At 37.8% G+C, this 19,682-nt stretch carries 18 protein-coding genes; 8 read left to right on the top strand and 10 right to left on the bottom strand.

The annotated features are described in order from the left end of the window. Positions 1–157 precede the first annotated feature (157 nt). From mepK to CTN07_RS00170, 6 genes are all read left to right on the top strand, one after another. Positions 158–715 carry a peptidoglycan L,D-endopeptidase MepK gene (gene mepK, locus CTN07_RS00195; protein WP_005299867.1) on the top strand — a complete coding sequence of 186 codons (558 nt, stop codon included), beginning with the start codon at positions 158–160 and terminating at the stop codon, positions 713–715. A 414-nt stretch (positions 716–1,129) separates the two neighbouring features. After that, positions 1,130–1,783, top strand: a complete 654-nt coding sequence (locus tag CTN07_RS00190; protein WP_005299864.1) for an MBL fold metallo-hydrolase — start codon at positions 1,130–1,132, stop codon at positions 1,781–1,783. Between the two features lie 140 nt (positions 1,784–1,923). Next, positions 1,924–2,532: a response regulator transcription factor UhpA gene (uhpA, locus tag CTN07_RS00185; protein WP_005299862.1), complete on the top strand. Its 609-nt coding sequence runs from the start codon at positions 1,924–1,926 to the stop codon at positions 2,530–2,532. Next, positions 2,532–4,064 carry a signal transduction histidine-protein kinase/phosphatase UhpB gene (uhpB, locus tag CTN07_RS00180; RefSeq protein ID WP_005299859.1) on the top strand — a complete coding sequence of 511 codons (1,533 nt, stop codon included), beginning with the start codon at positions 2,532–2,534 and terminating at the stop codon, positions 4,062–4,064. Before uhpA ends, uhpB begins: the two co-directional genes overlap by 1 nt. A 15-nt stretch (positions 4,065–4,079) precedes the next feature. Further along, positions 4,080–5,411 carry an MFS transporter gene (locus tag CTN07_RS00175; protein ID WP_005299855.1) on the top strand — a complete coding sequence of 444 codons (1,332 nt, stop codon included), beginning with the start codon at positions 4,080–4,082 and terminating at the stop codon, positions 5,409–5,411. Between the two features lie 254 nt (positions 5,412–5,665). Continuing rightward, on the top strand, positions 5,666–6,514 hold the full coding sequence (locus CTN07_RS00170) for a sigma-70 family RNA polymerase sigma factor (RefSeq protein WP_005299852.1): 849 nt from the start codon (positions 5,666–5,668) through the stop codon (positions 6,512–6,514). Here CTN07_RS00170 and CTN07_RS00165 read toward each other — a convergent pair. Next, positions 6,511–7,170: a DUF2982 domain-containing protein gene (locus CTN07_RS00165; protein WP_005299850.1), complete on the bottom strand. Its 660-nt coding sequence runs from the start codon at positions 7,168–7,170 to the stop codon at positions 6,511–6,513. The two genes, CTN07_RS00170 and CTN07_RS00165, sit on opposite strands and share 4 nt — an antisense overlap. Positions 7,171–7,471: 301 nt before the next feature. Here CTN07_RS00165 and CTN07_RS00160 point away from each other — a divergent pair, with 301 nt between their 5' ends. Further along, positions 7,472–7,876 carry a hypothetical protein gene (locus CTN07_RS00160; protein ID WP_005299848.1) on the top strand — a complete coding sequence of 135 codons (405 nt, stop codon included), beginning with the start codon at positions 7,472–7,474 and terminating at the stop codon, positions 7,874–7,876. 198 nt (positions 7,877–8,074) lie between these two features. Beyond that, positions 8,075–8,380: a hypothetical protein gene (locus CTN07_RS00155; RefSeq protein WP_036764044.1), complete on the top strand. Its 306-nt coding sequence runs from the start codon at positions 8,075–8,077 to the stop codon at positions 8,378–8,380. Between the two features lie 49 nt (positions 8,381–8,429). Here the strand turns inward: CTN07_RS00155 and CTN07_RS00150 are convergent, their stop codons facing one another. The 9 genes from CTN07_RS00150 to queE all read right to left on the bottom strand — a co-directional run bounded on the left by CTN07_RS00150 (position 8,430) and on the right by queE (position 19,577). Beyond that, positions 8,430–9,620 carry an amino acid aminotransferase gene (locus CTN07_RS00150; protein ID WP_005299847.1) on the bottom strand — a complete coding sequence of 397 codons (1,191 nt, stop codon included), beginning with the start codon at positions 9,618–9,620 and terminating at the stop codon, positions 8,430–8,432. A 143-nt stretch (positions 9,621–9,763) separates the two neighbouring features. After that, positions 9,764–10,522, bottom strand: a complete 759-nt coding sequence (locus tag CTN07_RS00145; protein WP_005299845.1) for an enoyl-CoA hydratase/isomerase family protein — start codon at positions 10,520–10,522, stop codon at positions 9,764–9,766. A 192-nt stretch (positions 10,523–10,714) separates the two neighbouring features. Continuing rightward, entirely contained in the window at positions 10,715–11,914 is a 1,200-nt protein-coding gene (locus CTN07_RS00140; RefSeq protein WP_036764042.1) for a NupC/NupG family nucleoside CNT transporter, read from the bottom strand. Between the two features lie 297 nt (positions 11,915–12,211). Further along, a complete protein-coding gene (locus CTN07_RS00135; RefSeq protein ID WP_005299841.1) occupies positions 12,212–14,278 on the bottom strand; it encodes a sensor domain-containing phosphodiesterase in 2,067 nt (688 codons plus the stop codon). Further along, positions 14,275–15,369: a GGDEF domain-containing protein gene (locus CTN07_RS00130; RefSeq protein ID WP_157132364.1), complete on the bottom strand. Its 1,095-nt coding sequence runs from the start codon at positions 15,367–15,369 to the stop codon at positions 14,275–14,277. The genes CTN07_RS00135 and CTN07_RS00130 overlap by 4 nt, the downstream gene beginning before the upstream one ends. Positions 15,370–15,776: 407 nt before the next feature. Then, the gene (gene thiE, locus CTN07_RS00125; RefSeq protein ID WP_005299838.1) at positions 15,777–16,388 is read right to left on the bottom strand and encodes a thiamine phosphate synthase; all 612 of its coding nucleotides are present in this window, start codon (positions 16,386–16,388) and stop codon (positions 15,777–15,779) included. Positions 16,389–16,412: 24 nt separating this feature from the next. Beyond that, positions 16,413–17,219: a hydroxyethylthiazole kinase gene (gene thiM / locus CTN07_RS00120; RefSeq protein ID WP_005299835.1), complete on the bottom strand. Its 807-nt coding sequence runs from the start codon at positions 17,217–17,219 to the stop codon at positions 16,413–16,415. A gap of 65 nt (positions 17,220–17,284) precedes the next feature. Continuing rightward, entirely contained in the window at positions 17,285–18,685 is a 1,401-nt protein-coding gene (asnS, locus tag CTN07_RS00115; protein ID WP_005299833.1) for an asparagine--tRNA ligase, read from the bottom strand. Positions 18,686–18,908: 223 nt separating this feature from the next. Then, positions 18,909–19,577 (bottom strand): 7-carboxy-7-deazaguanine synthase QueE, encoded by a 669-nt coding sequence (gene queE, locus CTN07_RS00110; RefSeq protein ID WP_005299831.1) that lies wholly within the window; start codon positions 19,575–19,577, stop codon positions 18,909–18,911. Positions 19,578–19,682 lie beyond the last annotated feature (105 nt).

Genomic DNA, 19,682 nt, shown 5'->3' with positions numbered 1-19,682 from the left:
CTCTTTATTCTCAACAATTAGCAGTAATTTGTATATTTACACGGCGTTTTATTTGAGTTTGGGGGTTTGACGGATTATTAAGCCGTAGTTATTGTGTTTTTCATTAATGAGGTGGTTTGACCTGAAGTCTTTAATGTAATTCATTTGGTTTATTAAAATGTCAGATATTCATATTTCGCGCCGTCAGCTATTGATCGCTGGTGGACTGGCGCTAGGTGCATGTGCGTTGCCTGGGACGGCGATTGCAACACCATTCAAAGCAAAAGATCCAAGAACTATTTCACTATGTAATATTCATACAGGTGAGAATTTAGAAACGGAATATTATAATGGGCGTGGCTATATCTATAGTGAATTAAAAAGAATGAATCATTTGTGTCGTGATTTTCGTCAGAATGAAGCGACTCGAATGGATAAACGCTTATTTGATACTATTGCACATATTCAAGATGTACTGGGTCATAAAGGCCAAGCTCAAATTATTTCAGGGTATCGTTCTCCAGCAACAAATAAGATGTTAGCTCGTCGTAGTGGTGGGGTGGCAAAAAAAAGCTATCATATGACAGGGCAAGCAATTGATTTTAATTTAGAGGGTATTCCTTTATCTAAAGTACGACGAGTTGCAATGGAATTAAATATTGGTGGCGTCGGTTATTATCCAAAAAGTGGGTTTGTTCATATAGATACAGGTCCTGTTCGTCAGTGGCGTGGATAATCCATTATTAATACCTATTACAATTGATGATATATAAACAAATGAATAAGTTATTTATATGACAATTAATCGATATGGATACGTTAATTTTTTATATAACTAATTAATAGTTACTTTACGTTCAAATATTTGCCCAGGATTTTTCTGGGCTTTTTTTATGCCTAATTTTAGATAATAAATATAATACAAATATAAGGGAACTTTATATAAGTGACTTAGCCGTATTTAAATTAAGAGTGTTGTTATTAATGTAATGATAAGAAAAATAGCATATACCCAAGTAGCTATAAGGTGCGAGGTTCAGCAAGAATAATTTGGTATAAGGTGTTTGTTCGCTTTTCACAAGAGAAGCATTTTCTTTTTTATGGAACCATGGCATGCTTTTACAGAGTTAAATCTAGGAAACATGACGCTATGAGTCTTCAATATCGAATCGTACCCGTAACACCTTTTCAACAAAACTGCTCGATTGTTTGGTGTGATAAGACAAATCAAGCCGCTATTATCGATCCAGGCGGTGATATCAATGTCATCAAACAGCACGTTCAAGAGTTGGGTCTAACTGTCACTAAACTTCTACTTACCCATGGTCATTTGGATCATGTTGGTGGCACAGAACCTTTAGCACAAGAGTTGAACGTTCCTGTTATTGGCCCTCAAAAAGAAGATATTTTCTGGTTACAAGGGTTACCCCGTCAAAGCGAAATGTTTGGTTTCCCAATGACTGAATCGTTCGATCCTACTCAATGGCTAGAAGATGGCGATACAGTAACCGTTGGTGAGGAAGTCCTCTCTGTTCTACATACACCAGGACACACGCCAGGCCATGTTGTTTTCTTTAGTGATTCTGCGAAAGTGGCTTTTGTTGGCGATGTATTGTTTAATGGTGGCATTGGCAGAACCGATTTCCCTCGTGGTGACTATCAAACTTTGATCAATTCAATCAAAGGAAAGCTCTGGCCGTTAGGAAATGATGTGACATTTATTCCAGGCCATGGACCGTCTTCAACGTTTGGACGAGAAAGAGCAAGTAACCCATTTGTTGCTGACGAAATGCCTTTGTACTGATCAATAAGGCATAAATAGATATCGGTACTCAAAACCACTTTGTTATTTTAAGTAATAAAGTGGTTTTTTCGTTTTAACTTCTAAGAGTAAGAACCAAGTTATAGACTTTATCTTATTCTCTGACATTTTGAGAGGCCGTTATGATCAAGGTTGTACTTATTGATGATCATATGATTGTTCGTTCTGGGTTTTCACAATTGCTATCTTTAGAAGAAGATATTGAAGTTGTTGGTGAATTTGGATCCGCTGCAGAAGCTAGAGTTGGCCTCCCAGGAACAGAGGCAAATGTGTGTATTTTAGATATTTCTATGCCTGATGAGAGTGGTTTATCTCTGCTTAAAGATATTCCTTCTGGCATCGCTTGTATTATGTTGAGTGTTCATGACTCTGTTGCAGTGATAGAGCAGGCATTATCTTGTGGCGCTGTTGGTTATTTAAGTAAACGTTGTAGTCCGGATGAATTGATTGATGCAGTTCGTTCGGTTGCTACAGGAAAACAATATTTTTCACCTGATATTGAAATCAATTTGGTGCAACAAGAAGATGACGAACAAGCTTCTGTCCATTTAACTAAACGTGAGCGAGAAATTGGATTGCTTTTAGCTAAAGGGTTAGACGTTAAAACCGTTGCGGCTGAATTAGGGCTTAGCCATAAAACAGTTCATGTGCACCGTGCTAATGCGATGGAAAAACTCGGAGTGAAAAATAATGTAGAGCTGGCCCAGTATTTCCATGGTGATCTGGTTTAATGCGCAACTACATTGTGACATCCATTTGTAGCTTTTTTCTGGTGTTATGCACCTGGTTCTGCCTGTGGATCATTTCATCTTACTTCATTATGGAGGCGGAGTTAGCCATCCTCTTTTTCCCCTTTGCTTTTCGTTTGGGGATGGTGCTGCATACGCCCAAAAAATATTGGTTTGTTCTCTATGGCGCCGAGTGGTTTTTAACCATATCGTTGGCTATTTTGTTAGCTCAGCCTCAATGGATATCGGTTCTTATCAGCAGTATCGCATCACTACCTATTGTTTGGTATGCCGATAAATTTTATTTAAGTAAAGAGGCATCATCAGCTACTCAGTGGTATCAATTAAGTATCCTCGGGGCAGTTATCGGCATAACGTCATTATTGAATATGCTGATTGTCAGCCATCAAGGGGTATCAAGTGGTCTGGTGCTCTTAGTTTCAATCACTGGCGGCTTAATGATTGTGCCAAGCTGTTATTTGATTTGGAACTATCTGTTTAAACAATCATGGTCTCCATTAACGGCTAATGTAGTCGCTTATCCTGTTGCCCTTCGTGCAAGGCATGTCATTGTCTATGCGGTTGTATTTTTGCTGAGTATTTTGGCTCAGTTACTTTTACCTGAAGAATTAAAGCGCTTTGCACCATTTTGTTTAGCCATTCCTATTATTCTGTTGGCGTTTCGTTATGGTTGGCAAGGCGCTCTACTTGGTACTTTGCTCAATAGTATTGCGTTAATTGCAGTACGAAGTGGCGTCTCTAATATTGAAATCACCGACTTGATGCTCTCTCTTTCTGCTCAAACATTGACGGGGATTCTGCTTGGTATTGGTGTTCAACGACAACGTGAACTGAACTTGTATTTACGCCATGAGTTAGAGCGAAATCAGAGTCTATCTCGTCAATTAGTTAAAGCTGAAGAGTCAGTCCGTAAAAATATCGCTCGTGAGTTGCATGATGAGATTGGACAAAATATCACGGCAATTAGAATGCAAGCAGGTATTTTAAAGCGAGTTGAAACATCGCCAATGGGTGAGAAATGTGCCTCCATGATTGAAGGCCTATCTTTAAATGTGTATGACACAACAAAAGGGTTACTCACACAATTGCGGCCCAAGACTTTAGACGATCTTGGCTTGAAGGCAGCGATTGAACAGCTCATTTTTGAACTGCGTAGTCACCAGATGAGTGTGGAGTTGAATTGGTTTCCAGAACAGTCTGAAACTATCACATTTAATGATGAAACCAATGTTACGTTGTATCGAATATGCCAAGAAGCATTAAATAATATCGCTAAATACGCGCAAGCGACCAAGGTCGTATTAAATTTCCATTTTGATGAGCAAATTGAGTTATCTATTTCGGATAATGGTATTGGCTTTAAACAAGAAGATACGCTAAAAGGCTTTGGTCTTCGCGGTATGCGAGAGCGAGTCCAAGCGTTAGGGGGGGAGTTTTCCATTACATCCATCCCCAAATATTCTGAACAAATTAAAAGTGGAACCCAATTACATGTCCGTTTACCACAAATCTAATTCTTGAGAAGCGCTATGTTTGGATTTTTACGATCTCATTACCCATCAACCATGGTAGAAGATAAAACAGAGATTGATCAGAAGTATCATTATTGGCGCTTCCACATTATGGTCTCTATGTATATCGGCTATGCTGGATTTTATTTTTCGCGCAAAACATTTAATTACGCGATGCCTGCGATGATGGCTGACCTTGGGCTCGATAAAGCTGATATTGGCCTTATAGGAACACTCTTTTATATCACCTACGGATGCTCAAAGTTTTTCTCTGGCATTATCTCAGACCGATCGAATCCTCGTTATTTTATGGGGCTTGGGCTAATTGCAACAGGCATTATTAATATCGTTTTTGGCCTTTCGAGCTCGCTGTATATGCTAGCCATGTTGTGGGTGCTTAATGCGTGGTGCCAAGGGTGGGGTTGGCCATCGTGCTCAAAATTATTAACGACCTGGTACTCTCGTTCTGAGCGCGGATTTTGGTGGGCTCTGTGGAATACCGCTCATAATGTTGGTGGTGCGTTAATCCCTTTAGTCGTTGGTTATTTAACCCTGCATTTTGGTTGGCGGTACGGCTTTATGCTGCCGGGTATCATTGCGGTAGTGATTGGCCTTTTCATCTGCTGGCGATTACGTGATAAGCCTGTAACCTTAGGTCTTCCTTCCGTTGGCCGATGGCGAAAAGATCACTTAGAAATTGCTCAGGAGAATGAAGGTTTAGGCTTGAGTAGTCGTGATATTTTGCATAAATATGTAATTAAAAATAAATATATCTGGTTATTGGCATTCAGTTATGTCTTGGTTTATATCGTTCGAACGGGTATTAATGACTGGGGTAATCTCTATTTAACAGAGCAATTTCACTACAGTTTGATTTCGGCTAATGGTGCGATCTCCTTGTTTGAAATTGGGGGATTTGTGGGTTCTTTAGTCGCAGGGTGGGGATCGGATAAACTATTTGGCGGAAACCGAGGCCCGATGAATCTGATTTTTGCTATCGGAATTTTTCTTTCTGTAGCCGCACTTTGGTTGATGCCATTTAAAAGTTATGTTCTGCAATCAGCATGTTTTTTTGCCATTGGTTTCTTTATTTTTGGTCCTCAGATGCTTATAGGCATGGCTGCCGCCGAGTGTTCACACAAAAATTCTGCGGGTGCCGCCACGGGGTTTGTTGGCTTATTTGCTTATATGGGGGCCGCGCTGTCAGGTTATCCATTGGCTATAGTGGTTGAACATTATCATTGGACAGGATTCTTTACCGTCCTTGCAGCAGTATCTGCTGTTATAGGTTTGTTGCTACTACCATTTTTAAAAGCACAATCTGTTGCGATTACTCAGAAGATAATTTGATGAAAATGTTAAATTTAACGTTTTTGACGGAGTGTCTTTTTTCTATGCTAAGAATCACATTTCTTTGACGGTTTTGGGTCATTTTTTACTGATTTATCTTGTTTTAACAATAATTTATTTTATTCAGAAGGTTTTTATTCAGTGAAAAATGAAATATTTGGTGAATAAGTGATAAATGATTGTTATCTGTTTATTTTTGTCTATGGATACGATACAAATTAATAACAATATGGATGTTATGGTTTTGTAGAAAAATGGATATTCAATCAGTAACCGGTATTTACCTAAAACAATTACGATCGCGTGCTTTACTTACTAAAGAAGAAGAAATTGAATTAAGTATTAAAGTTCAAGCAGGCGATCAAAAAGCACGCGCAAAACTTATTGAAAGCAATTTGCGTTTAGTCGTCAGCATTGCTAAAAAGATGCAGCACCGAGGTTTAGATCTTGATGATTTAATCAATGAAGGAAATATTGGTTTGATCACTGCTGTCGAAAAATTTAATCCAGACTACGGTTATCGCTTTTCAACTTATGCGACTTGGTGGATTAAGCAGGCGATGGATCGTGCTATTCATAATCACTCCCGTGAAGTACGTTTGCCTGTTCATATCTCAAAAGAACTATGCACTATTTATTCAGCATTTAAAGAAATGTCGACCAAATCAGAGCAAGTTACGATTGATCAAGTTTCAGCTTTAACGGGCAGTCCAAAAGAAGAAATTGAAAAAATACTGAAGTACGAACGACGCTATTCTTCATTAGATGATCAATTTGATGAAGGTGCTAAATTTTCTGAAATCATTCCAGACCACAGTAAATTAGATCATACTGAGCTGTTAAATGAAGAAGATCAGACGGAAGTATTAGCGATGTTATTAGCTGAGTTAAAACCGCGCGATCAGGAAATTATTGCGCGTCGATTTGGCTTATTTGGTTATGAACCTCATACACTACAAGAAGTGGCTACTGCTGTAAACTTAACGCGCGAGCGTGTTCGTCAGTTACAGATTCTCGCCCAGCAGCGACTTGCCGCAAAGATGAGAGACCGAAATATTACGCTAGAGAGTATGTTGGTAGAGGAAGCGGTAGCCTTTGCTTAAGCAGCGGCCATATAGCGTCTTATTAAGCCAATAAACTCATCGATAGGACGATCGACAAGGTCGTCTGAAATGAAAAAATCATAGCCTAAATACTCGCGATTGTAGCGCATTCTATTAGCAAGCGTCGCGAGTAATCCTGTTAATTCTTTGCCATCCTCCATGATGTACACACTATCATCAAATAAAATATCTTCCAGTTCGTGTTGCGGAGATTGAATTTGTTTATAGGCAATCAGCAAAAGATCCCGTTGCTCTGTCATAATTTTACTCGCCGTTCTTAAACAGATACTGTTAAGAAATTGGTCGTAATTTTTCAATCTAATTCCTATCCAAGGGATCTTATGATGCCACCCTTGAGTTTCGATTGTGGCGATACCAACAGCTCGCACATTGTTCCATTGAATCAACCAGCCCCCCGTCTTGCTGTGAAACTGCATATGCATAAAAGTTAAAGAAAAAATAACAGAGGGAGAGTGCGTGAGACTATAGAGTGCAATGAGAGTAAAAATAGCTAAAAAAAGTAGAGCAATAAGGCTGACGTTTATTCCTGGAACAAAGTATATCAAGGCACTAAATGCAATAATTAATGCAACCGCGATGATCGTCATGTGAGAATATGAAGAAAGCTTCGGTGAGCAGATATAAGTTGTTCTCATCTACATGCCTCTTTTTCATTGTCTTGCGTACATTAATAATTTTGGAAGAACAATAGACGTTTGGCAAAGACTTACTTCAATTTGTAAGGGTTAAAATTTGCTCATTGTTGTGCCTTGGTGTGTATATCAACAAAGTAAAAATCTGAGAAATATGCATCAATATTTAAGATAAGTTGCCTTTTTTTGCTCTATATTTGAGCAGTTACTAGCATTCCCCTGACATACTTGATATAAAACGCGCCTTGATTTTACCCGCTGGTTCAGTGGTGACTGAAAGTAGTGCAACGGAGTAGGAAATTTAATGAGAATCTCTCACAAACGTAAAGTTCAGCTTAAACTGCAAAAACGCATCCAAGCAACGGTAGTAGTAGCAGATACAGTATCTGTAAAAGAAGCGCCAAAAGCCGATGTGAAAAAAGCAGCGCCAGCGGCAAAAACTGTAGAGAAAAAAGATTCTGCGAAAGTTGAAGTAGCAAAGTCTGAAGTCGTAACATCAGTAAACTTAACGCCAAAGCAGCAACAAGTTCTGGATATTGTGAAAGCAAATACTGATGGTATCAACCCTAAAGGTATTGGCCTTGAAGCTGGTCAAGAGGACAGCAAAGCCGCATCTTGGGCAACTGGCGCACTAAAGAAGCTTGTTGAAGAAAACCTTGTTGAGCGCATCCAGCTGTCAGGAAATAAAGTGCTATACAAAGCCGCTTAATTTTCTGTTCACCCGCTTCCATATCTAGGGGCGGGTATCTCTCCTATCTTTTTTCTTCGCTTATCTCTAAGCAATTCAATTCATATCACTTTGATTCTTTCGACTATTATCTTATTTTGTTTAGGAAAATCTCTCTGTTTTCGACTATAAATTATAGATAGTTAACAAAAAGATGAGCTCATTTATGGGGGCTACCGAATGACAATGGTAAGTGCAAGAGAGTTTGCTGATTGGTTAAGGCATCGATTTTCCGAAGAAGAGGTCGGGGTCAGCTTAACGCGTGAAGACATTAATATGTTAACGGGTAGGCAAAATTTCACACTAGGTTTTATTAACGATATCCATTACGAATTAATGCGTCATGGAATGGCCTTTGTGACGGATACTCATCGAGAAAAATTCTATTTAGTGCCAATATCAGATAGGCCATGGAAAGAGCATTTAGAACGACAATTTGAGAGAGAGTTGTTTTGTAATGTGTTGCCGTTAGATAAATCAGGATAGACGCTACTTAAAAATAAACGGCTATCCTCATTATTATAATTAACTACCGCTATAAAACAGCCGCAATACCTTGACACAATGGCATCATATTCGCCTTTGTCATTCCTGCCACACTAATACGGCCTGAACCAACAATATAAATACCAAACTCATCTTTTAAGCGCTGCACTTGCTCTTTGTTGAGACCAGAAAAAGAGAACATACCGTTTTGTTGCTCAATAAAACTAAAGTCGCGGTCAATGCCAAGAGACTTTAATGTGTCAACAAATAGAGTTCGCATTTCTTGGATACGATCTCTCATCTCTGCCACTTCTTGTTCCCATTCAGCTCGTAATGCTGGGTCATTTAGAATAACCGTTACAATAGCTGCGCCATGGGCTGGTGGATTCGAATAAATAACGCGTGCAATAGATTTAACTTGGCTAAAAGCGACTTCTGCTTCTTGGGCATTTTTCGCAACAAGCGTAAAGGCACCAACTCGTTCGTTATACAGACCAAAGTTCTTAGAGAAAGAGCTCGCAATAAGCAGTTCATCTAATTGCTCGGCAAAAAGACGAAGACCTTGAGCATCTTCTTCTACGCCTGAAGCGAAGCCTTGGTAGGCAAAATCAAACATAGGTAGCAGTTGCTTCTCTTTGCAAAGATCGGCCAGTTGTTGCCACTGTTCTGCTGTTGGATCAATACCGGTTGGGTTATGGCAGCAGCCGTGGAATAGAACGATATCACCTGCTTTCGCTTGGTTTAAGTCTGCAAGGGTTGCAGGAAAATCAATATCTTTCGTTTCAGGGTTATAGTATGTGTATGTTTTGATTTCTAAACCAGCGGCACCAAATACACCATGATGGTTAGCCCATGTCGGATTACTGATCCATACTGTTACATCACCTAATTGGCGTTTAATAAACTCAGCACCTACTCGAAGTGCACCAGTACCACCAGGAGCTTGAGCAGTTTTAGTTCGTTTATCTGCAATAAGCTTTGCATCTGCTCCAAACAGTAATTGTTGTACAGCTAGACCGTATTCTGGAGTACCAGGAATGCTGAGGTAAGATTTGGTGGTTTCTTTGTCTAGAAGGATAGCTTCTGCTTTCTTAACGGTAGCTAGAACAGGTGTTTGGCCTTGTTCATTTTTATAAATACCTACGCCAAGATTAATTTTCTCAACACGAGGGTCATTTTTGAATTCTTCAGTTAAACCAAGAATAGGATCAGCTGGTGCTGCAGAAATTTTTTCAAACATCAGTATCTTCCATGCAAAAAGTAAAAAGGTCGTTTTCCTTTATACCTCTATACATGGAAGATTGACAAGATTTTGCAACAAATTATCTTGATAAATATTTCTTATTGGTCTTTTTTGTGATTATTTTGTAACGACACACTCTCTTATCTTCGACTTTTCTCGATAAATTTCTCAATTCGTGCTTGAGCATCGGGTTGTTGAATAAGCTGAAAGATTAAATCATTTTCCTGTTTGATGGTTTCTTCAATATTATGATATTGAATATTTTTTAACATTCTTTTTGAGTGGGTTATCGCATTGATAGAGAGGTGCTGTAATTGTCCTGCAATCTCATAGCTGTGTTTGATTGGTTTGGCTGAGATTGCATTAATAAATCTCAGCTCACTTGCTTCACTTGCAGTCATTTTTTCACTAAATAGTAACATCGCTCGCGCTTTTCTGGCTCCGATGAGCTTTTCTAGCACCACACTAGCGCCAAATTCAGGGCAAAGACCTAATGCAGTAAAAGGGGTTTGAAAATAGCTGTGCGAACTTGCAACAACATAATCACAATATTGCAGTAGAGTTGTTCCTATTCCTATTGCCGGCCCTGTGACAGCGGCAATAATGGGCTTAGAGCAATTGATAAAATTAAACATAAAGCTTTCGATATCAAGTCGATGCTTTTGAATTTCTTGCTCTGAGCAGTGACCAATCGTTCGAAAGTCAAACATATCATTACCACTACAAAAGAAATCGCTACTTGAAGTTAAAATGATGATCTTAACTTCTGGGTTGTTCGTTAGCTCTATAAAGTGTCTACCTAGTTCTTGATACATATTGAGCGTGAGTGCGTTATAGGTTTGCGGCCTATCTAGGGTTAGTTGTGCAATTCCATTGTCTATTGATAATTGAATATCCATATTTATTGCCTCATAAAAAACAGAGCAGCAGCATTGTAGAGATTTCAGGTTGTCTATAAGTGTAGATGGATTTATTTGGTTAGATAGAGGATATGAAGGATTTGAGGTATAGAGCACATGGTTTGGGGAGTTTAAATAAAAAAGCGCGCTTATAAAAAAGCACGCTTTGGAAGATAGGAAAGTTGCTGATAATTACGCTAGTACTAAGCTTGCAATCATTGCAGATAGGATACTAACTAATGTTGAACCGTATAGTAAGCGAAGACCGAAACGAGCCACCATATTACCTTTTTCTTCGTTTACCCCTTTAACCGCACCAGCGATGATGCCGATAGAGCTAAAGTTCGCAAAAGAAACTAGGAAGATAGAGATAGTACCAATAGTGTGGGCTGATAACTGAGAAGCCACTTTTTGTAGCGACATCATTGCCACAAACTCGTTAGACACTAATTTAGTTGCCATAATACTACCTGCTTGTAGCGCTTCGTGGGCAGGAATACCTAAGATCCAAGCAACAGGGTAGAATAGGTAACCAATCATATCTTGGAAACTAATACCAAAGGCATGGCTACATAGTTGGTTAATCATAGTGATGATAGCAATAAAGCCAATTAGCATTGCCGCTACAATTACTGCTACTTTAAAACCTGTTAGGATGTATTCACCTAACATTTCAAAGAAAGTAAGCTTTTTCTCTTCTTCTTCATCAACCACCATCATGTCATCAAAGTCAATTTCTGCTTCATGATCGTATGGGTTAATGACAGAAAGAATGATGAAGGTACTGAACATGTTAAGAATCAGCGCTGCAACAACATATTTAGGCTCAATTAATTTCATGTATGAACCAACAATGGACATAGATACAGTCGACATCGCCGTTGCTGCCAATGTATACATGCGACGCTCAGACATTTTACCTAAGATATCTTTATAGGTAATAAAGTTCTCTGATTGACCAACCATTAATGCGCTGATTGCGTTAAAAGACTCAAGTTTACCCATACCGTTAATCTTAGAAAGAATAAAGCCGATAAAACGGATAACAACTGGAAGGATTTTGGTATGTTGCAAGATACCAATTAAAGCGGAGATAAAAACAATCGGCATCAACACTTGAAGGAAGAAATTAAATTGACTGTCATTGATTAAGCCACCAAAAACAAAATTTGTACCTTCTGCGGCATAACTCATTAAGTGATCAAAGCCATCGGCTAATGTAGTAACAAATCCTGTACCGACTGAGGAATTTAAAAGGAAATAAGCTAGACCAATTTCAATGACTAATAATTGGACAATATAACGAAGTTTAATACTTTTTCGATCTTTACTTGCTAATAAGGCTAGTGCGGCAACCACAACTAAGCCAAGGACAAAATGTAAGTAGTGCATTGAAAATTGCTCTCATTAAGCGATATGTATCATGTTATGACTGCATGTTGATTTATTGGCGCACAGAATAAAGTGATTGCCATCGCAAAATCAAATCAAATTATCGTTATAAAACATTGTTTTAATCATTTCTGTTGAGACGTTTATCGCTAAAGGAATGCATTTTATTATGAAAATTTACGCAATAGATATTATTGAGATTTTATATTCTTAATTATAAATGAATGTGATTTCATAGTTATTGAGGAAAAACAAGCACCTTGTTAGTCTAAGATGCTTGTTTTTTAGACGGAGATACTAAAAGAGTGCTGGCTTGTGAATCAGATATCCTTGAAGATAATCAATATGTAATTGTTCTAATATCTCTCTTTCTTCTGGTGTTTCCACACACTCTGCGACAACTTTAATATTACGCATTGACGAAATCTTACACACATTTTCAATAATGAGTTGCTTCATCAAATCTTGATCGCAAAAATGGACTAATGAGCCGTCAATTTTTACTATATCAATAGGCAAGTTAAATAACTTTTCATAAGTTGCATGCCCTTTGCCAAAATCATCAAGGGCAATTTTTACGCCTATGGACTTTAGTATATTAAGATTATCAACTAATGCTGTAACATCTTCAATTTCACCTGTTTCAACTAATTCAATACAGATTTTTTCTGGTGAAATTTCCAATAGTTCCAATTGGTTTATGAAGTAATTTATTGATCTAGTTGAGCATAAAAAGTCTGGTGAAAAATTAATTGATGCATATTGATAGTCAGATTCAGGCAGCTCTTTAATGTGATTAAGTGCCTTTCTGCTAACTTTTTGTTCTAATGCTTCAAGACGGTTTAAACGCTTGGCAAAGGTAAATACTCGTTCAGGGTTTAAAAAGTTTTTGTTAAAATTAAAGCGTGATAATACCTCAAAGCAGCGTTCACCTCCTTGAGTAGAGCTGTAATTTTGATAAGCAATATTGATCTGTTTATCATCGATATAGCTTAGAAATGAGATATAATCATTGATCTCATTATTCTCACAGTTTATAAGCTTTTGTTCCGATAGAGGATCTGCTAATTTTGAATTAATATGTAAATGATTAATCATAACTTTTAGACGAGTATAGTTTTCACAGCGTATATAAAATACTTTACCCAGTTTGTAATTTATATTGTGCTGCTCCAGAGTATCATTCACTATTTCACTAAATGATTTTAGTTTTGATAGTGCTCGGCTATTGTCATCTAATAAAATTACTAAAGATGATAAATCGTAAAGAATATAAGCTGATTCATAAAGACCTGTTTTTTCTTTAAGTAATTTTGCGATCATAATGATAATTGTTTCTCGTTTTTTTATCGGAAACTTAAATAAGCTTTGAAGATCAATCGCTGCAATTATAAAATCTGTTTTGTTTTGACTGTCTGATTCTAGCTTTTGATACGTACCGAGAGTACTGCAAGTATCAATGAAAACATGTTTTTTATGATCTTTAATTTCTTTTTTCAAGCTGACCTTGAAATCAAGGATGATAAAAACAATGATTGCCATCATATAAAAAATGGTTAATTTATTGTTTATAAAGTGAATGTCATTATTATTAGTATAACAACCGCTTAAAAGTATAAAATAACTTATATTTATTAATATTATCTGACAAATAACAGGTATAACAACCACTGCTACAATCAATAGAGGCATTAATAAGATGTAAGCCATATAGCTAATAGGTTGTAATACGCCAAAAAGCATAACAAGTATGATAAACCCAATTAATACCGTTTTTGTTAATAAATTTTTCTTGATTTCATAAATATCATCAATTATGTACTCTTTTATATTTTTATTATTACAAATAAGTAAAAACAAGGTTCCGATTAAAGGCGCCAATAATAAAATACTTATCGAATCTGCAAGAAATAAATTTAATGTAAACTCAAAACGGAAAGAATTAGGTGCAAATATCACCAACGTTAAAGATGATAGAGCTGGCAGCAGAAAAACAAAGAATCCGAAAATCAACTTTGTCGAATGATTATGGTATCGAACCCATTTAATAAATGATAGAGATAGAATAAGTGTAATTGTTAATATTAATGTATAAACATAAGCTGCACCGCTATCAATATATTTAAAAAAAGTATAATAACAAAGTAAACTTGCAAATATCCCCATTATTGCAGAACTACCAAGTAGGTACACTAACGCAACCATAACGCCTGATGGAAGGGAAAATTGCTGAATAGATGTGACATTACTGTATGAAAAACTAGAGACTTCGAAGCTTCCCAGTATGAGAATAAACGAAAGTACTACATAACCTAATTTTTGTAAGTTAGTCTCTTGTCTAACAGATAAAAAGTACTTGATCATATAATGGTTACTCGGTTTCTTCCATTATGTTTAGATTCGTATAAAGCGGCATCAGCTCGTCTATAAGATTCAGTAAAGGTTGTATCTTGTTCGCATAACCCACCAATAGATATAGTTATATCTAATCCACAAATAGGTTCTCTACTAATCAAGTTACGTATATATTCCGCACGAGAGTAAAGAGATGAACAATCCATAGAATTAAATATAATAATGAATTCTTCACCGCCCCAACGGATAGCGATATCTTTTTGTCTAATATTGTCAAGAATCCTTTTGGCAACGTAATGTATAATATCATCACCTTTTTTATGACCATAGGTATCATTGATCTGTTTGAAATTGTCGATATCAATAATTAACATTGAGAAATTATCTAATTTATTAAGTTTATTTTCATAAAAATCTCGACGGTAGAATCCTGTCATTTTATCTCTTTGCAAAAAGTGCGTTTTATTTTCAATACTAAGATAAAATATAAAAACTATTGTTGAAAACACTAAAGCAAGCATAGATGAACGCTTAAGTATATCAATATAATTGATTCCTATAATAATAGGTTGATTTGATGCGCAAGGAATCAAAAATTTAACATTGTATATATTATGAATTTTATTGTTATTGTTGATGACAGTTAATTCATTTTTGTTATATCTATCGATTATTTTACTAATTAGATTTGATTTAATATCAATGGCTAGAATTGATTCTAGTTTTTTATCATTATAAATAGGGTAATAAATAGTACGTACAGTTTTATTAGTTCCTTGCTCAAGATAACTATCGGTCATTTTGATGTTGCAACCATAAAAATGCTTGTATGTATCTTCGATGCCTTCTATACGCACGATACGATTCATAAGAGAATTTTTTGTATAGGTAGCGTAATCTTCACGATATTCTTGGCGTAATGGGTCAAAGTGCCCATAAAGAGCCGGATTTTCAAGAACAGCTATGGTCCAAATACTATTTGGTGCCACTCGGTTCAGCTCAAATTTTAATTTTTTTATACCTTTAGATAAAGATTTAACTTCTGATTCTTGATTTACAATGATACTAACACCATGTTTTTCATAGGTGCCTGAGTTCATTTTTTTAGCTTCAGCATTATTGTAATACGAAGAAAATCGACGACTGATCGAAAATAACTCTTGGTATGTAGAGATAATAGTTTGCTGCAGATTTTCTATACGATAAATGTTGTACCCTTGGTAGCAAATAGAGAACAAGAATAAACTAACAATACAGATTTTAAAAAAAGTAAATAGCTTACATTGAGTAAGACTATGTTGATAATCTTGGTTCATTCTTCTAGAGTCGGGTAGCAAAAGAAGCAAGGCAGTTTATACCTAATTGAACGCAATTCAATAACAAGAGGTATAAAATAAGATGAGTATTTTTTGTGGTATTAATAAAAAATATTATTCATTGAGGAATTATCACAGCATAATTCCTCATTGGTATTTATTTATTCTTTTTATGAATTTTTTGCTTGGTATTACATCTTTTGAAGTAATTTAATGCACGCTTCTTTAGGTGATTTAGCATGAGCAATTGCAGAGACAAGCGCGACACCTGCTACTTTTGTCGCCGATACATTGCTTATATTTTTATCGTTAATACCACCAATGGCGACAATAGGCAGAGAAGTTGTCTCAACGGCTTGCTTGAGACCATCAATTCCCCAGTAATAAACGGTATCTGTTTTGGTCTGTGTTGGATAAATTGCACTTAACCCAATATAGTCGATAGGCAAATTTTGTGCCTCATCGAGCTGTTGACTGTTTTCGACAGATAGACCAATGATCTTATCCTTACCTAATAGGCGACGTGCAATCGCAACGGGCATATCAGATTGTCCAAGATGAATGCCATCTGCATCAACAGCTAGTGCGACATCAACACGGTCGTTAATGATGAGTGGAATTCCCGTATCAATGAGTAGAGCTTTAACAACAAGTGCTCTGTGAATAAATTCTTGAACATTGCCATGTTTTTCCCTTAATTGAACCATAGTTACGCCACCTGCAATGGCTTCTTTTATGACAAATTTAAGGGTTTCAATATCCTGATTTTCATCAGTTACTAAGTATAAACGGTAATTATGCATATCATCCTCTCATGATGAATATACTCAGACTATTACAGATAAGCGTAATCGGTGTTCAATGATCTCGCTATCTAATTGGTAGAGCGTATCGAGTAAATTAACTTGTAAAGAGCCTGGGCCTGCTGAGTTTTCGGCTGCAATTTCACCAGCAATGCCTAAGAGTGCTGTTGCTGTTACTCCTGTTGTCTCTCCAATAGCAGCGAATGCGCCTGTTAACGCGGTATGAGTACATCCCATTCCTGTTACATGTGGCATCATGGCATGACCATTTGTGATGGTGACAGTGGTTCCAGCATCGACGATATAGTCTATTTCGCCAGAGATAACAACACAGCACTGATATTGCTGAGCCAGTTGTTTTGCAGCACTGCAAGCTTGAGTTGTAGAGTCTTGGGCATCAACGCCTTTGCTATTACTCATGTGACCGGCTAATGCAATAATTTCTGATGCATTGCCACGAATGGTAACGTTATTAGCAAGGGCAACTAAATCTTGAGCAGTTTGTGTTCGTAATTGACTTGCTCCACATCCAACAGGATCAATAACAACAGGTTTGTTATAACGATTAGCCTGTTCGATAGCAAAATGCATTCGTGGAATCCAATGGCTATCTAAGGTTCCTATATTGATGACAAGAGCACCAGAAATCGTCATGAGTTCAGCCAGTTCATCACGACTGTGGGCCATGATAGGGGAGGCTCCAATAGCCAGTAAGGCATTGGCCGTGTTATTCATAACCACATAGTTAGTTAAATTAACGACCAGAGGCTTTTGCTGTTTTAGCGTTGCAAGAGATTGAATGATAAGAGAGTGATAATCGTGTTGCTCCATGCCTATTTCCTTTTATCAAATACAAAAAAGGCTGCACAGAGCAGCCTTTTTATCATTCCAAACTATTAGAAGCTTGCAGAACGTGGAGTACGTGGGAATGGGATTACATCACGTACGTTACCCATGCCAGTTACGTAAGAAACTAGACGCTCAAAGCCTAGACCGAAACCAGCGTGAGGCACTGTACCGTAGCGACGTAGGTCACGGTACCAGTTCATGTGTTCTGGATCGATGTTCATTTCACGCATACGTGCATCAAGAATATCTAGACGCTCTTCACGCTGAGAACCACCGATGATTTCACCGATACCTGGTGCTAGAACATCCATCGCCGCTACTGTTTTGCCATCTTCGTTCATACGCATGTAGAACGCTTTGATGTCTTTAGGGTAGTTCTTAACGATTACAGGAGCTTTGAAGTGCTCTTCAGCAAGGAAGCGCTCGTGTTCAGAAGACATATCAATGCCCCACTCAACGTCGAACTCAAACTTACGGCCAGAATCTTGTAGGATCTTAATTGCATCAGTGTAATCAACTTGAGCAAAGTCAGAAGATACAAATTGCTCTAGACGAGTGATTGCGTCTTTGTCGATGCGTTGTGCGAAGAACTCAAGATCGTCACGACGCTCTTCTAGTACCGCTTTGAATACAAACTTCAGCATGTCTTCAGCCAGTTTTGCAACATCATCAAGTTCTGCAAAAGCAACTTCAGGCTCTACCATCCAGAATTCAGCTAGGTGGCGGCTTGTGTTTGAGTTTTCAGCACGGAAAGTCGGACCGAAAGTGTATACTTTGCTTAGTGCACAAGCATAAGCTTCAGCGTTTAGCTGACCAGATACTGTTAGGAATGTTTCTTTACCAAAGAAGTCTTTGTCAAAATCCACATCGCCTTTATCTGTCATTGGCAGATTAGCCAAATCTAGAGTCGATACACGGAACATCTCACCAGCACCTTCACAGTCAGATGCTGTGATAAGTGGAGCAGACATCCAGAAGAAACCTTGCTCGTGGTAGAAGCGGTGAATCGCTTGAGCTAGACAGTTACGTACACGTGCAACCGCACCAATTACGTTTGTGCGAGGGCGTAGGTGAGCCACTTCACGTAAATACTCAATTGAGTGACGAGTTTTCGCCATTGGGTAAGTATCAGCATCCTCAACCCAACCAACGACTTTAACGTCAGTTGCTGCTAGTTCAAAATCTTGACCTTGAGCAGGAGATTCAACAATTTTACCAGTAACCTCAACAGAGCAACCAGTAGTCAGTTTTAACACTTCAGACTGGTAATTATTTAACTCGTTAGGAACCACGGCCTGAATCGGGTTGAAACAAGAGCCGTCATAAATGGCAAGGAAAGAGATTCCAGCTTTGGAATCACGACGAGAACGGATCCAACCGCGAACAGTTACTTCACTGTCTACAGCTAGTTTACCGCTTAGCACGTCAGTTACAGGCGCGTAAGTCATGTTTAAATTCTTCTCCGTTAAGGCACGATCAAATTGTGCTTAATATACAGTCCAAGTGTCCATATTACCTTTCTTACGCTTGGCATCAAGTCTTGTAAGGGTATGAAACCATAATTAATTTCGCTATGGTCTCGAAATGTACAATTAATCGCTCAACTTTTATGCGAATACGTATTAGGTATTAAATTTTATTTGATTACTGATAATAGGCGGTTATGCCAATCTAAGCAATGGCTAAGTATTTGTGAGTCTGTATAGATAATCGCCAGTTGCGTTTAATACAGGTCTCAATACAAAGTTCGGTTGCTCTTGGTTTTTGGCTAATAGGTTGCAGTGCAATGGTTACATCAGATCGTAAAGCAACACCATTGAGCAATTCATCCAGTTGATCTAGGTCTTTTTGGGTACCAACAGGATGCTTAATTTCGTTTGCTCGTGATAACGCCTTTTCCAATACTGGCAATTTGCCTTTCATATTGATCTTTGGAGAAACTGTTACCCAAGTTGCTTCCGTTGCTTGAACCTCAGAAGTACCACTGGTTTCAATTTGGCACTGATAGCCAGATGCTTCTAACGCTTGAGTTAATGGACGTAAATCATAAATGCATGGCTCACCACCTGTGATGACCACATGTTTTGCGGTATAGCCTTGATCTTGTAACAAAGAGACAATGCCCTGTGCGTCGATCTCTGTCCACAATGGTGAATCACCGGTTTTCGCCATAATGCGATCTAACGTTGTAAAGTCTTGAGGCTCTGCTGACCAGGTCTGCTTGGTATCACACCATGAACAGCCAACAGGGCAAATTTGTAAACGTACAAAAATGGCTGGAACACCAGTAAATACGCCTTCACCTTGAATGGTCTCAAAGACTTCGTTTAGTTTGTACACGATAAACCTCATGTCGTTAGAACAAAATGAATAAATAGAGCTCTTCTTTATTTTAGAGAAGAAATTTTCTCACTGGTCGATATTATGGCAGAAGCCTGATCTGTT

Origin of the sequence: Photobacterium damselae (genome assembly GCF_003026815.1) — a bacterium.
Classification (GTDB): Bacteria; Pseudomonadota; Gammaproteobacteria; order Enterobacterales; family Vibrionaceae; genus Photobacterium; species Photobacterium damselae.
The sequence above is the reverse complement of the archived record's forward strand: the minus strand, read 5'-3'. Positions and strand labels throughout refer to the sequence as shown.